Origin of the sequence: Streptomyces sp. NPDC049837, from assembly GCF_040674455.1 — a bacterium.
Lineage (GTDB): Bacteria > Actinomycetota > Actinomycetes > Streptomycetales > Streptomycetaceae > Streptomyces.
On the sequence record NZ_JBFAMP010000014.1, the window covers coordinates 78,346 to 92,401 of the forward strand.

The window sequence follows — 14,056 nt, forward strand, 5'->3', positions numbered from 1 at the left end:
CTCATGACCATGGAAGAGCAGCGCGAAGGGTTCTTTTGGGACGTGCAGGCCGGGCGGATCCCGCCGCCGGCCGCGGCCACCACGCTGGGCTGGGAGCTCGTCGCGGTCGACCCCGGGGCGGCGACGATCGAGGTCGCCTTCCACGCGGGGGAGCAGTTCCTGAACCCCGCCGGCACCGTGCAGGGCGGCTTCCTGGCCGCCATGCTCGACGACACCCTGGGCCCCGCCCTGGTCGCGACGCTGCCGCCCGGGCAGTTCGCCCCGACGCTGGACCTCCACGTCCAGTTCCTCCGGCCCGCCCGGCCGGGGCGGCTCGTGGGGCGGGGCCGAGTGGTGCAGCGCGGCAAGGAGGTGTGCTTCCTGGCGGGGGAGCTCGTCGACCCCGAGGGCAGGACGGTCGCCGTGGCGACCGCGACCGCGTGCATCAAGACGGTGTCGTGAGCTGACCCCGCTTCCGTACCGCGGACATCACCAGGGTGAGTACGGTGCCGACGACCGCCCAGATGGCGAGGACCTGCATCGCGCCGGAGAGCGCGTCGCCCCTGAAGTACGCGATCGAGCGCGCCGCCCAGGTGCCCGCGCCCGGCGGCAGGGCCGGGCCGATCGCCCGCCAGAAGTCCGGCAGCATCGGGGCCGGGAAGGCGCCGCCCGCGCTCGGGTTGCCCGCGATCACGATCAGCAGGACCGCCAGGCCGATGCCGACGATCCCGGTCAGCGCCTGGAGCGCGAGCGTGACCGCGCCGACCGAGAAGACCACCAGGGCGCCCAGTCCCCACAACGCGGCCACGCTGCCGGGCAGGGCGCCCAGGACCGGGCCGACGATGACCGCGCCGCCGAGGCCGCCGAGGAGCGCGGAGAGCGCCAGGACGACGAGCCGGATGATCGCGCGCTGCGGGTTGGCGGGGCGGGAGCCCGCGCTGATCGCCAGGATCGAGGCGAGCAGGTAGCCGCCCACGCACCAGCCCACCACCAGGTAGAACGCGGACAGGCCGTCGAAGTCCTGAGGTGAGGCGGGGGCCACGTCCACCGTCCGTACCGTGCGCTGCTGCGGCCGTTCGACCTCCGTGATGATCCTGTTCAGGGCGTTGGCGAGCACGGTGCCGCCGCCGGAGGCGACCAGCAGGGTGTCGGTGGTGCCCCTGGGGTCGATGATCAGGGCGCCGTCGATCTCCCGTTCCATGATCTGTCGCCGGGCCTCCTCCCGGTCGCCGAGCACGCGGGGGTCGAGCGGGTCACCGGGCAGTCGCGCCAGCCGGTCGGCGGCCTGGGCGCCCGCCGGTCCCGGCGCCACCACGCCGAAGGGCACGTCCTTGGGTTTCGGGTTGTGCAGCGCGCCCACATAGGAGGCGATGAACAGCAACTGGAGGGCGAGCACGCCGATGACCAGCAGCGCGGCCCGGGGCGTGACGGCGTTCTTGACTTCGGCGGCGAGCTTCATGCCCCCACGCTCCGGGGCGGGCCGCGTTCCCGCAGGTGGGACGGGCCGAATGGCGGACCCGGTAGGTGGTCGCACGCGTGGTCGTACAGACGTTCGAACTTGGTCTATGGTGGTAGTGGGGGAGGTGAGACCGGATTGATCCAGGAGGTGCGGGTGCCAGGGTTCACGCATCTGCACACCGTTTCGGGCTTCTCCCTGCGGTACGGGGCCTCCCACCCGGAGCGGCTGGCGGCGCGCGCCGCCGAGCTCGGCATGGACGCCGTCGCCCTGACCGACCGCGACACCGTCGCGGGCGCGGTCCGGTTCGCCGCGGCCTGCGCCAAGGAAGGCGTACGGCCGCTGTTCGGGGTCGACCTCGCGATCGACAAGCCGGTACGGGGAGAGGACTCCCGTACCGAGCGGCGCCGCACCCCCGTGCGCGGCGGCGCCTTCGTGGACGAGTCCGCGCCCCGCGCGCTCTTCCTCGCCCGCTCCCGGGAGGGCTGGGCCGACCTGTGCCGGCTGATCACCGCAGCGCACGCGGAGGAGGATGGCGCGCACGCCGCCGGTGCCGGCGCCGGACACGGTGCCGGGCGTGCCGCCGCGCGCGGCCCCCGGAACGGCGGCAGCCCGCTGCTTCCCTGGGCGGAGAACCACGGCGACGGCGTGACCGTCCTCCTCGGGCCCGACTCCGAGATCGGCCGCGCCCTCGCCGCCGGCCGCCCCGACCGCGCCGCCCGGCTGCTCGCCCCCTGGCGCGAGGTGTACGGCGACGCCCTGCGCCTGGAGGTCGTCCACCACGGCCGCACCGGCACCGGGCCCGGCTCCCTCCGGCACGCCGCCCGCACCCTCGGCCTCGCCGCCGAGCAGGGCGTGCGCGCCGTGCTCACCAACGCCGTGCGGTACGCCGAACCCGGCCTCGGCCCGGTCGCCGACGTCCTCGACGCGGCCCGCCGCCTGGTGCCCATCGACCCCCGCAAGGGGCTCGACAGCGGTGAGCGCTGGCTCAAGGACCCGGCCGCGATGGCGGCCACCGCCGAGCGGGTCGCCGAGGCCGCCGGGTTCCGCCGCGACACCGCGCACCGGCTCCTGGCCATGACCGAGGAGACCGCCGCCGCGTGCCTGGTCGACCCCGAGGACGACCTGGGCATCGGCACCGTCCACTTCCCCGAGGCGCACCTGGTCGGCGCCGGCCGGCGCACCGCCGAGCGGGTGCTGCGCTCGCGCTGCGCCGCCGGGATGGTGCTGCGCGGCCACGACCGGAAGCGGGCGTACTGGTCCCGGCTGGAGGACGAGCTGCGCACCATCGAGCGGCTCGGCTTCGCCTCGTACTTCCTCACCGTCGCCCAGGTCGTCGACGACACCCGCGAGATGGGCATCCGGGTCGCCGCCCGTGGCTCCGGCGCCGGGTCCCTGGTCAACCACCTCCTCGGCATCGCCCACGCCGACCCGGTCGAACAGGGCCTGCTGATGGAGCGCTTCCTGTCGGTGCGGCGGCCCGTGCTGCCCGACATCGACATCGACGTGGAGTCCGCCCGCCGCCTGGAGGTCTACCGCGCCATCCTGGGCCGCTTCGGCCCCGAGCGCGTGGCCGCCGTCGCCATGCCGGAGACGTACCGGGTGCGCCACGCCGTACGGGACGTGGGCGCCGCCCTGTCCATGGACCCGGCCGACATCGACCGGATCGCCAAGTCCTTCCCGCACATCCGCGCCCGGGACGCCCGCGCCGCCCTCGACGAACTGCCCGAGCTGCGCGAACTCGCGGGCGAGCGGGAGCGGTACGGGAAGCTGTGGGAGCTGGTCGAGGCGCTGGACGCGCTGCCGCGCGGCGTCGCCATGCACCCGTGCGGGGTGCTGCTCTCGGACGCCTCGCTGCTACGCCGTACGCCGGTGGTGCCGACCAGCGGTGAGAGCTTCCCCATGTCCCAGTTCGACAAGGACGACGTGGAGGAGCTCGGGCTGCTCAAGCTCGACGTGCTCGGCGTGCGGATGCAGTCGGCGATGGCGCACGCGGTCGCCGAGATCGAGCGGGCGAGCGGCGAGGTGGTCGACATCGACGACCCCGGTCAGGTGCGGCCCGGCGACCCGGCCACGTACGGCCTCATCCGCTCCACCGAGACGCTCGGCTGCTTCCAGATCGAGTCGCCGGGCCAGCGCGACCTGGTCGGGCGGCTCCAGCCGGCCACCTTCCACGACCTGGTGGTCGACATCTCGCTCTTCCGTCCGGGGCCGGTCGCGGCCGACATGGTGCGGCCGTTCATCGAGGCCCGGCACGGCCGGGCACCGGTGCGCTACCCGCACCCCCACCTGGAGGAGGCGCTGAGGGAGACGTACGGGGTCGTCGTCTTCCACGAGCAGATCATCAAGATCCTCGACATCATGACCGGCTGCGGCCGCGAGGAGGCCGACGCCGTACGGCGCGGGCTGTCCGACCCGGAGTCACAGGGCCGCATCAAGGTCTGGTTCGAGCGGCATGCGAAGGCCAAGGGGTACGCGGACGACGTGGTCGCGCGCACGTGGGAGATCGTCGAGGCCTTCGGGTCGTACGGCTTCTGCAAGGCGCACGCGGTGGCCTTCGCCGTGCCGACGTACCAGTCGGCGTGGCTGAAGGCGCATTACCCGGCCGCCTTCTACGCCGGGTTGCTCACGCACGATCCCGGTATGTACCCCAAGCGGCTGCTGCTGGCGGACGCGCGGCGGCGCGGGGTGCCCGTGCTGCCGGTGGACGTGAACCGGTCGGCGGTCGCACACCGGATCGAACTGGTGTCCGGTTCGCTGGGGAAGTGGGGCCTGCGACTGGCGCTGTCCGACGTCCACGGCATGAGCGAGGCGGAGGCGGCGCGGATCGAGGCCGGGCAGCCGTACGCCTCCCTGCTGGACTTCTGGGAGCGGGCCCGGCCCAGCCGGCCCGTCGCCGAACGCCTCGCCCAGGTGGGGGCGTTGGACGAGTTCGGCGGCAACCGGCGCGACCTGCTGCTGCACCTCGCCGAACTCCACCGCCTCCAGCGGGGATCCGGCTCCTACGGCGACCAGCTCCCGCTCGCGGGCGGCCGCAAGTCCGCGCCCATCGGCCTGCCGGACCTCGACGACGCCGAACGGCTCAGCGCCGAGCTGGGCGTGCTGTCCATGGACGCCTCACGCAACCTGATGAGCGATCACCACGCCTTCCTCGCCGAGCTCGGCGTGGTCTCCGCGCAAGCGTTGCGGGCGGCCCCGCACGGGCGGACGGTGCTGGTCGCGGGCGCCAAGGCGGCCACCCAGACCCCGCCGATCCGGTCCGGCAAACGCGTCATCTTCACCACCCTCGACGACGGCACGGGCCTGGTCGACCTGGCCTTCTTCGACGACAGCCACGAGGCGTGCGCGCACACCGTCTTCCACTCCTGGCTGCTGCTGGTACGCGGCGTGGTGCAGCGGCGCGGGCCGCGCAGCCTCAGCATCGTCGGCTCGGCCGCCTGGAACCTCGCCGAACTGGTGGAACTGCGGAACGAAGGCGGCCTGGACGCGGTCGCGGCACGGCTGGCCGAACCCATGGCCGCTTCGTCCTCCGACAGCGGGCGGCGGATCACGATGCCCACCGGATACGAGATGAACCCCTGGGCGGACCTGCGCCCGGCGGGCGACGGGACGACGGGGGTTCCGAAGAAGCTGTGGCACCAGAGCCAGGGGAGCGCGGGATGATTCTCCACGTACGATTCCGGCTGGAGCCGACGCGTGAGGCCATGCTGCCCCAACTGGTCGCCATGCTCGGCGAGTTCACGCCCGTCGTCGAGGCCGCCCCGCCCGACGCCGCGCTCGCCGACGTGCGGGGCGCCGTACGGTACTTCGGGCGCGGCCCCGCCGAGCTGGCCGCCGTGATCCGGGTCCGGGCGCTCGCCCTGCACGGCGTGGACTGCGTCATCGGGGCCGGACCCAACCCGATGCTGGCCCGCATGGCGGCATGGGACGCGGCACCCGGCACGACCCTGGTGGTCGACGACCCGGAGGCGTTCCTGCGCGACAAGCCGGTCGCCGCGCTCCACGGAGTGGGCCCGGCCACCGCCCGGACGCTCTGCTCCTACGGGCTCGACTCCATCGGGCGCGCCGCCGCCGCGCCGCTCGCCGTCCTCCAGCGGATCGTGGGCGCACGGGCGGGGCGCGAGCTGTGGGAGCGGGCGCAGGGCATCGACCGTACGGCGGTCGTCCCCAACGCCGCGTCCCGGTCGGTCGCCGCCGAACGGGCCTTCGACCGCGACGAGCTGGACCAGGACCGGCACCGGCGCGCCCTGCTGTCGCTCGCCGGGGAGCTGGGCGCGCGGATGCGGGCCGAGGAGCAGGTGTGCCGCGCGCTGACGCTGACCGTGCGGTACGCCGACCGGTCGGCGACCACCCGGACCCGCACCCTGCGCGAGCCGACCGCCCACACGGCGGACCTGGCCGGCACCGCGTACGCGATGCACGAGGCGCTCGGCCTCCAGCGCGCCCGCGTGCGGGGCATCGGGCTGCGCGCCGAGGGCCTGATGCCCGCCGGGAAGGCCGCGCACCAGCTCTCCCTCGACCCGGCCGACGACAAGGCGCGGCGGATCGAGGAAGTGGCGGACAAGGCGCGCGCGAGGTTCGGCCCGGGAGCGATCGTGCCGGGGTCGCTGGCCGCCTAACGGGGCGCGAGGCCGACCTTCGCCAGATAGTGGTCGAGGTGCGCCTGGTCGTGGGTGGCCAGCCCGATGTGACCGTCCGGGCGGACCAGGAACAGCCCCGCGCCGAGCTCCTCCGCCAGCGTGCCGCCGGTCACCCGGTGCGTGACGATGTCCGACGGCACCCGGGGCGGTGTCCGGTCCACCGCGAGCAGCGTGAAGTGCGGGCCCCGCAGCAGCTCGTGGAGCCGCCGCGAGCCGCCGTTCTCCGTGACGCACGGCAGGTCGGGGGCGCGGTCACCGGCCTGGACGGCCGTGGGGGCGAGCCGTTCCCGGGTCTCGGTGCTCAGGGCGCTGTCGCGGTAGTGGGCCGACAGCAGGTGGGTGAGCCGGCCGCGCTGACGTGCCTTCTCGCTGCCGCCCTCCGGGCTGCGGCCCGTCCGGTAGAGCCGGGAGCTGAGTTCCAGGACGTGGGCGGCGGCGGGGCGGCGCTCGGCCTCGTAGCTGTCCAGCAGCGCCTCGGGGGCGTGGTGGCGCAGCACCTGGCCCAGCTTCCAGCCCAGGTTGTAGGCGTCCTGGACGCTGATGTTCAGGCCCTGCCCGCCGCCGGGCGGGTGGGCGTGCGCGGCGTCGCCGGCGAGGAAGACCCGGCCGTCGCGGAACCGCTCGGCCAGCGCCGTGCGGGGCTGGTAGTACGAGTGCCACAGCACGTCCGTGACGGCGTCGGCGGGCAGGTGGGTACGGGCGGCGACCAACTGCCGCACCGCGTCCGGTGTGAGGTCGCGCCCCTCGTCGTCGGCCCGGGCGTTGAGCTGGAACTGGTCGGTGCCCGGCAGTGGGCACAGCAGCAGGCTGCCCACGCCCCGGCGCTCCGGGTCGGCCGGCCAGATGTGCCAGTGGTCGCGGTCCAGGTCCCGGACGCGTACGTCCGCCACCACGGCCGGGTGCAGATCGCCCTCCTCGCCCTTCATGGCGATCCTCAGCGCGTCGCGCACCGTACTGTGCCCGCCGTCGCAGCCGACGAGATACGGCACGGTCAGCGTCCGGCGGCTCCCGTCGGCGTGCGTCAGCTCGGCCAGCACGTGCCGGTCCGTCTGGTGCAGGGTCGTGAGCCGGGTCCCGTACTCCACGGTCCCGCCCAGCGCCAGGAACCGGTCGAGAAGGACCTCCTGCGTACGCCACTGGGGGAGCAGCCACGGCTCCGGGTACCGCGACGCCGGGGCGTCCGGGTCCTGTTCCAGCAGCCGCCAGGTGCCGTCCCGCCGGCCCTCCCGCCAGGTCTGCATGGGCGGGAACGGTCCGCCCTCGGCCCGGAGCGCCGCCATGACGCCGAGGTCGTCGAGGGCCTCCTGGGTGCGTGGCTGGAGGCTCTTGCCGCGCGAGCCGCCGAAGAGCTGATCGGCCGCCTCGACGACGTGGGTACGCACCCCACGGCGGGCCAGGTCGCAGGCGAGGGCGAGCCCGGTCGGGCCGGCACCGACGACCAGGACGTCCACGGCACCGTGCACCGGTGCTCTGCCATGAGGGCTTCCATGAGGGTCGGCGGGCATCTCTCACCGCTTTCTGCCGTCGGTCACGGCTCTGGAGTGCACGGGACAGCCATCTACCGCAAGATGCGGCATATGCGGAATATGCCCATGAACCGATCGGCCTCGTCGCGTGACCGTCAACATCCGCCCACATGGCCGGACACCGTCACCTGCCCCTTCGACTTCCACGAGGGCCTGGATTTCGATCCGCTGCTCGCCGACCTCATGGCGCGCGGCCCGGTGACCCGGATCCAACTGCCCTACGGCGACTCGGAGGCCTGGCTGGTCACCAGCTTCGACGGCGTACGGCAGGTGACCACCGACCCGAGGTTCAGCCGCGCGGCCATCGTGGGCCGGGACTATCCGCGGCTGACACCGGAACCCATCGTCTCCCCGGAGTCGGTCAACGTGCTGGACCCGCCGCACAGCGGCCGGCTGCGCCGCGCCGCCGCGCGGGCGTTCACCAAGAGGCGCGTGGAGCGCATGACGCCGGCCATCGAGCGGGTGGCCGGCCGCCTGCTGGACGAGATGGCCGAGCACGGCCCGCCGGCCGACCTGGCCCACCACCTCTCCAACCCACTGCCGCACCACACCATCTGCGAACTGCTGGACGTGCCCGAGGCCGACCGGCCCGTACTGCTGCGCCGTACGCACCAGATGCTGGCCACGGCACCGGAGGCGCGGCAGACGGCGGCGGACGCCAAGCGGTTCCTGCGCGACTACTTCGCCGACGTGGTCGCGCGGCGGCGCCGGACGCCGGGCGAGGACCTGATCAGCGCCATGGCGGCCCCCGGCGCGGACGACGGCGACCGGCCGCTGACGGACGAGGAGTTGGCGGTCCTGGCGGTCACGCTCATCCTGAGCGGCAACGACACGGCCACCTGCCAGATCAGCAACATCGTCTACGTCCTGCTCACCCGCCCGGACCAGTGGGCCGCGCTGGTACGCCGTCCGGAGCGGCTGCCCGTGGTGCTGGACGAACTGCTGCGGTACATCCCGTTCCGCAAGGGCGTCGGCATCCCGCGCGTCGCGCTGGAGGACGTGGAGGTGGCGGGCGTCCCCATCCGGGCGGGTGACTTCGTCCATGTGTCGTACCTGGCGGCCAACCGGGACCCCGAGGTGTTCCGCGACCCCCATGTGCTCGACCCGGACCGGCCGGTCCACCCCCATATGACGTTCGGCTGGGGCGGGCACCACTGCGTCGCCGCGCCCCTGGCGCTCGCGGAGCTGCGGGTGGCCGTCGGCACCCTGCTCGCGCGCTTCCCCGGGCTGCGTCTCGCGGTGCCCGCGCGGGAGGTGCGGTGGGACACGGCCACGATCCGGCGCTTTCCGCTGCGGCTGCCGGTGAGGTGGTAGGGCGTCAGTTTTTACCGACGCGTAACTTCCCAGTTGCCGCTACCCGTGCGTAGTTTGGCATGAGCACGGCATACCCGGCCGTGCTTCCCCATCAGTGGTCCGGGCCACAGGGCGTACCGCCATCGCCCCATCCCCATTCCTTGAGCCGCAAGGAGACCACTCGATGCTGCCCTCACGTCTCCCGTCGCGTATACGGCGTGCCCTCAGAGCCTGCGCCGTCCTGCTGCTGGCCGTCGCCGCGACCCTCGCCCCCGCCTCCGCCGCCCAGGCCTCCGGCCCCAGCAGCGGCTGGAACGACTACACCTGCAAGCCGTCGCCCGCCCACCCCCGCCCGGTCGTCCTCGTCCACGGCACCTTCGGCAACTCCGTCGACAACTGGCTCGCCCTCGCCCCCTACCTGGTCAAGCGCGGCTACTGCGTCTTCTCGCTCGACTACGGCCAACTGCCCGGCGTGCCGTTCTTCCACGGCCTCGGCCCCATCGAGAAGTCCGCCGAACAGCTCGACGCGTACGTCGACAAGGTCCTCGCCGCCACCGGCGCCGCCGAGGCCGACCTCGTCGGCCACTCCCAGGGCGGCATGATGCCCCGCCACTACCTCAAGTTCCTCGGTGGCGCCGACAAGGTGAACGCCCTCATCGGCCTCGCCCCCGACAACCACGGCACCACGCTGCTCGGCCTCACCAACCTGCTGCCGTACTTCCCGGGCGCCGCCGAGTGGCTGAACGAGAAGACCCCGGGCCTCGCCGACCAGGTCGCCGGCTCCCCGTTCCTCCAGAAGCTCAACGAGGGCGGCGACACCGTCCCCGGCGTCCACTACACCGTCATCGCCACCAAGTACGACGAGGTCGTCACCCCGTACCGCTCCCAGTTCCTCGACGGGCCGAACGTCCGGAACGTGCTCCTCCAGGATCTGTGCCCCCTGGACTTCTCCGAGCACGTGGCGATAGGGCTGTTCGACCGGATCGCGTTCCACGAGGTCGTGAACGCGCTCGATCCGGCGCACGCGACGCCCACCACGTGCGCGTCGGTCGTCGACTGAGGAGTGGTCACTCCACGGAGTGGCGATTGCTGCGTTCGAATGCCGGTGCGGACGTACCGCTGTAGCGTCCCCGCTGTGAAGCTCGTGGTGCAGGTCAAGTTGCTGCCGACGCCCGGACAGGCGGCAGCTCTTGAGGCGACCCTGCGGGCCTGTAACGAGGCAGCCCAAGGGTCAGCGGGGTCGCTTTCGAGCGGAAGGACTTCAAGAACTTCTCGCTGCGAAGGCACACCTACGAGCAGGTCAAGTCACGATGGTTCATGGGGGCGCAGGCTGCCCAGCAAATCATCAAAAAGGCCTGCGACGCATATACGACGCTGAACGCGAACCTGAAGGCCGGAAACCTCGGCAAGCCCGGATCGCGCCAGCACCGCGAGGCGGTCGAAAGGCCCATCGCCTTCCGAGCTCATGGCGCGCAGTCATACGACAACCGGATGCTGTCCTGGCAGATTCCTGAGCGCACTGTGTCGATCTGGACCACCAGCGGTCGGGTCAAGGGCTTGGTGTTCACCGCCTCCGTCGAGCAGCTCGCCATGCTGTCACTGCATCGCAAGGGCGAGTCCGACCTTCTCTGCCGGGACGGCATGTGGTTCCTGAATGCCACCTGCGAAGTCCCCGAAGCCGAGCTGAACACCGACCCGGTGGACTTTCTCGGCGTGGACCTCGGCATCGTCAACATCGCCACGACCTCCGACGGCGAAATCATGGCCGGTCGCCAGTTGAACCGGGTTCGTGCCCGGGAGCGCGGTCTGCGTGCAAAGCTGCAGCGGAAGAACACTCCATCGGCCAAGCGGCGGCTGAGGAAGCGCAAGCGCAAGGAGGCCCGGCGCGCAAGGGACATCAACCACAAGATCGCGAAACATCTGGTGGCCGAGGCGGAACGCACCGGTCGTGGCATCGCCCTGGAAGATTTGACGGGCATCCGCGGACGGGTACGGCTTCGCAAGCCTGGGGGCACCTCCCACGCCCTTAAGGCAGTGGGGGAGGGCCACCCTCCACTCCTGGGCCTTCGCCCAGCTCGGAGAGTTCATCGCGTACAAAGCCCGCCGCGCAGGCGTACCGGTGGTGCATGTCGACCCGGCATACACTTCCCGCACCTGCGCCGAATGCGGGCACATCGATAGAGCGAACAGGGTCTCTCAGGCCCGATTCGCGTGCCGGTCCTGCCGATTCGTTGATCACGCAGACCGCAACGGCTCCCGCAATATCCGTGCGCGCGCACGGGAGTTGTGGCGACGCGGGGCCCAGTCAACGGCCCCTGACCTCCCCCAACGGGGAAGGGCTGGACGCAAACGACGCATCGCAGCCAGTGATGCCCGTTGTGCAAGCCTGGGACTTTCACGCCCGGGCATTTGACCTACGTCTTGCTCCACGAACCGCCGCTCCAGGAGCCCTCGCACGACCCCCAGTGGGCCAGTCATGAGAAAGCCTGGGCCCGCCCGGTGAAGGCGGGCCCAGGCCACGTCCCGTTCGTTACCGCGTGGACTTGCGGCGCGTGGTGGCGAACAGCACCGCGGCGCCGATCGCCAGGACGGCCGCGCCGCCGATGGCGAGGTACGTGGTGCTGCCGTCGCCGCCGGTCTCGGCGAGGTTCTCGCCGCTCGCCGCGGCGGCGGGCGCGGGCGACGGGGTGCCGGCGCCGTTGGCCTGGAGCGTGTTGGCCTCCTCCGTGGCGGCCGTGGGGCTAGCGGGTGCGGACGGCTCCGCCGGGTGCGTGTCGCCGTGCTCGTCACCACCGTGCCCGCCGTGGTCGACCGTCGACTTGTCCGCGCCGTCCTCGATCTGCTGGTCGGAGGGCGCCGACGCGGTCGGGGCGGGGGTGTCCTGCTTGCCGCCGAACACCACGTCGGAGCAGGTGTAGAACGCCTCGGGAGAGTCGGAACGCTGCCAGACCGAGTAGATCAGGTGGCGGCCGGACTTCGCCGGGACGGTGCCGTCGAAGACGTACGCGCCGTTCTCCAGCTTCGGATTGGTGACCTTGGCGAACGGCTTCGCCTCCAGGTCCGACCACTTCAGCGGCTTGGACGGGTCGTAGCCGTCCTTTGTGATGTACAGCTCGAAGGAGCCCTTGTGCGGGGCGGTCGCCTTGTAGTGGAAGGTGTGCTTCCCGGCGGCCAGTTGGGACGACGGCCAGTCACCACGGGGCAGGTCGAGCCCCTTGTACTTGTCGCGATTGGCGCTGCACAGCTTGCCGTCCGGGATCAACCGCTTGTGGTTGCCGGCCGCGTTGGCGATGTTGACCTCGTTCCAGTCGTAGAACGCCTGCGGCCCGCTCGCCGCCAGCGCCGCCTTGCACGCCGCCGAATCGGGGCTCTCCGGCCCCTCGGCGTAACAGGCGGACACCCGGCTGACCGGATCGGTCATCGTGCCGTGCGCCGAGGCCGGCGACGCGGCCAGTCCGGCGAGCGCGAGCGGCACGACACCCAGTGCGACGGCGGCGGCAGCCGTGCGGCGGCGATCGGTCATGGTGGCGTTCTCCTTCGACGGGGACGAACAGGTGTGGGGGGTTACGGGACCGGCTCCGGACGGGCGGCGCAGCCCCCCGGCTTCGGCACCGACGGTCCGGACCAGCCCCGGTGATCAGCAAGCTAGCCCCTCGGAACGCCGAAATCGGCCGCGAGCAGCGGCGGATGAGGATTCTTATGCTCCGCTTAAGGCGACGCTAAGAAGACGCTCAGGTAGGCGCTCCTCATGCGGCCATCCGCCCTTGACAGCACGGTGTGCACCGTCCGCCGTAGTCCGTCGACGTCCGCCTGATGCCGGGGTTGGTGGCTCCCCGTCTGACCCCCAAGGGAGCCACCGACCGACTGTGCCCGCATCGCTAGAATTACCTGGTATGCCTGTAACATCCGCATGCGGCCGACATCTGCTTTGTAAGTTCGCCCTATGGCGGCTGAGTACCCTGGCGGCCCCGGCGACGGCTGCCGCCCACGGCCCTCCGGAGCTGCCTCTGTGCGCCGACATTGATGTCAGCACTGGATGTCAGATCACGAAGACGGCATCTGCTCGTCAGCCGCCCTGCGTGGTCGGGCAATGGCTTCCGCGGCACGCCTGTCATCTGCATGCTTTCGCTCGATGGATGCCCGCAGTTCCTCAGGGGTCGGCCATGGCGCACGCCGGTGGATCATGCGGTGACAGTTGGCACATATGAGGGCGAGATCGCTGAGCTTGGTCCGCCCCTCGCCTGCTTCGTGCAGCGGCACGACGTGATGGCACTCGATGTACCCGGCCCCGCGGTCGCCGTAGACCTGCTCGAAGTCGAACCCGCACGCTTCGCATGCCAGCCGCCCACCGTGCTGAATCACAGAAGCGATCTTCTTCTTCCGCAGGCTCTTGTTCCGCTCGCGGGCCTGGTGCCGACGCATGAGGAGCCGTCCCTCAGGAGCGCTGTAGTCGTCGAACTCCTCGTCGTCGGTCGGCGCAAGGCTCTGCAGCTCGCCGGCCGCGATGCCCTGCCGAATGAGCCGCGCGACCTCGGTCATCTCGTCAGGCCGGGCAAGGAACTCCATCAGCACCGCAACGTCGAGGGCGCCGCCATTGGTGGGCTTGCCCTGGTACTCCGGATGGCGCGTGGCGATGTCGAACGTCTTGCGCGCCACTCCATTTGGGTTGCGGAACTTCTCGTTGCGCTCCGCCTCGGCATGGATGGGAAGCATCTGGAGCAGGTCTGACAGCTCGACCACCCTGGCGTCCTGAGCGTCCAGCCCCTTCCAACCGTTCTCCATGACGAGCTGACAGGCAAGGATGATCTCGTCCCGGGCCCAGTCAGGATTCTTGACGGCCTTGATCTGGAAGCCTGCCCGCTTCAGCCACGCCGCGGCGTGCTCCTGGCCTCCGCTGAACTCATCAGGTCTGAGGGCTCGTCCCTGATCCCACTGGTGCGCCACGCCGGCTATGGCTTTGGAGTCGTACTCCCGCCCGTCGTGCACCACCACGTACGAGCGGGCCTCGCCGAAGCCGTACTTCGCCAGGAACGCAGCTTGTCCCAACTGGTCAAATTCCGCGATGGCCTTGAGCACGGACACCTTTGTGATCGCTCCTTTGCGCATGGCGGCAGCGTACGGCCCACCACTGACGGCCACCTGCCACCCGACGCAACAAATGC

9 protein-coding genes and 1 pseudogene are annotated in these 14,056 nt (G+C 71.7%); 6 read left to right on the forward strand and 4 right to left on the reverse strand.

Annotation, left to right across the window (positions count from 1 at the left end; all coding sequences use genetic code 11):
* Positions 1-3: 3 nt before the first annotated feature.
* On the forward strand, positions 4-441 hold the full coding sequence (locus AB0J57_RS30270; RefSeq protein ID WP_366131542.1) for a PaaI family thioesterase: 438 nt from the start codon (positions 4-6) through the stop codon (positions 439-441).
* Here AB0J57_RS30270 and AB0J57_RS30275 read toward each other — a convergent pair.
* Positions 425-1,438 (reverse strand): DUF3533 domain-containing protein, encoded by a 1,014-nt coding sequence (locus tag AB0J57_RS30275; protein ID WP_366131543.1) that lies wholly within the window; start codon positions 1,436-1,438, stop codon positions 425-427. The two genes, AB0J57_RS30270 and AB0J57_RS30275, sit on opposite strands and share 17 nt — an antisense overlap.
* 153 nt (positions 1,439-1,591) lie before the next feature.
* Between AB0J57_RS30275 and AB0J57_RS30280 the strand changes: the two genes are divergently transcribed.
* The gene (locus AB0J57_RS30280) at positions 1,592-5,098 is read left to right on the forward strand and encodes a DNA polymerase III subunit alpha (protein ID WP_366131544.1); all 3,507 of its coding nucleotides are present in this window, start codon (positions 1,592-1,594) and stop codon (positions 5,096-5,098) included.
* Complete coding sequence (locus AB0J57_RS30285) at positions 5,095-6,054, forward strand: hypothetical protein (RefSeq protein WP_366131545.1); 960 nt, start codon at positions 5,095-5,097, stop codon at positions 6,052-6,054. The genes AB0J57_RS30280 and AB0J57_RS30285 overlap by 4 nt, the downstream gene beginning before the upstream one ends.
* Here the strand turns inward: AB0J57_RS30285 and AB0J57_RS30290 are convergent.
* Positions 6,051-7,538, reverse strand: a complete 1,488-nt coding sequence (locus AB0J57_RS30290) for an FAD-dependent oxidoreductase (protein ID WP_366131546.1) — start codon at positions 7,536-7,538, stop codon at positions 6,051-6,053. The two genes, AB0J57_RS30285 and AB0J57_RS30290, sit on opposite strands and share 4 nt — an antisense overlap.
* Positions 7,539-7,667: 129 nt before the next feature.
* Here AB0J57_RS30290 and AB0J57_RS30295 point away from each other — a divergent pair, with 129 nt between their 5' ends.
* From AB0J57_RS30295 to AB0J57_RS30305, 3 genes and pseudogenes are all read left to right on the forward strand, one after another.
* Complete coding sequence (locus AB0J57_RS30295) at positions 7,668-8,915, forward strand: cytochrome P450 (protein ID WP_366131547.1); 1,248 nt, start codon at positions 7,668-7,670, stop codon at positions 8,913-8,915.
* Positions 8,916-9,078: 163 nt separating this feature from the next.
* Complete coding sequence (locus AB0J57_RS30300; RefSeq protein WP_366131548.1) at positions 9,079-9,954, forward strand: alpha/beta fold hydrolase; 876 nt, start codon at positions 9,079-9,081, stop codon at positions 9,952-9,954.
* A 39-nt stretch (positions 9,955-9,993) separates the two neighbouring features.
* Positions 9,994-11,307: pseudogene (locus AB0J57_RS30305) on the forward strand (transposase).
* Positions 11,308-11,424: 117 nt separating this feature from the next.
* Here AB0J57_RS30305 and AB0J57_RS30310 read toward each other — a convergent pair.
* Positions 11,425-12,417 carry a lytic polysaccharide monooxygenase gene (locus AB0J57_RS30310; protein WP_366131549.1) on the reverse strand — a complete coding sequence of 331 codons (993 nt, stop codon included), beginning with the start codon at positions 12,415-12,417 and terminating at the stop codon, positions 11,425-11,427.
* A 521-nt stretch (positions 12,418-12,938) separates the two neighbouring features.
* On the reverse strand, positions 12,939-14,000 hold the full coding sequence (locus tag AB0J57_RS30315; RefSeq protein ID WP_366131550.1) for an HNH endonuclease: 1,062 nt from the start codon (positions 13,998-14,000) through the stop codon (positions 12,939-12,941).
* Positions 14,001-14,056: the final 56 nt, after the last annotated feature.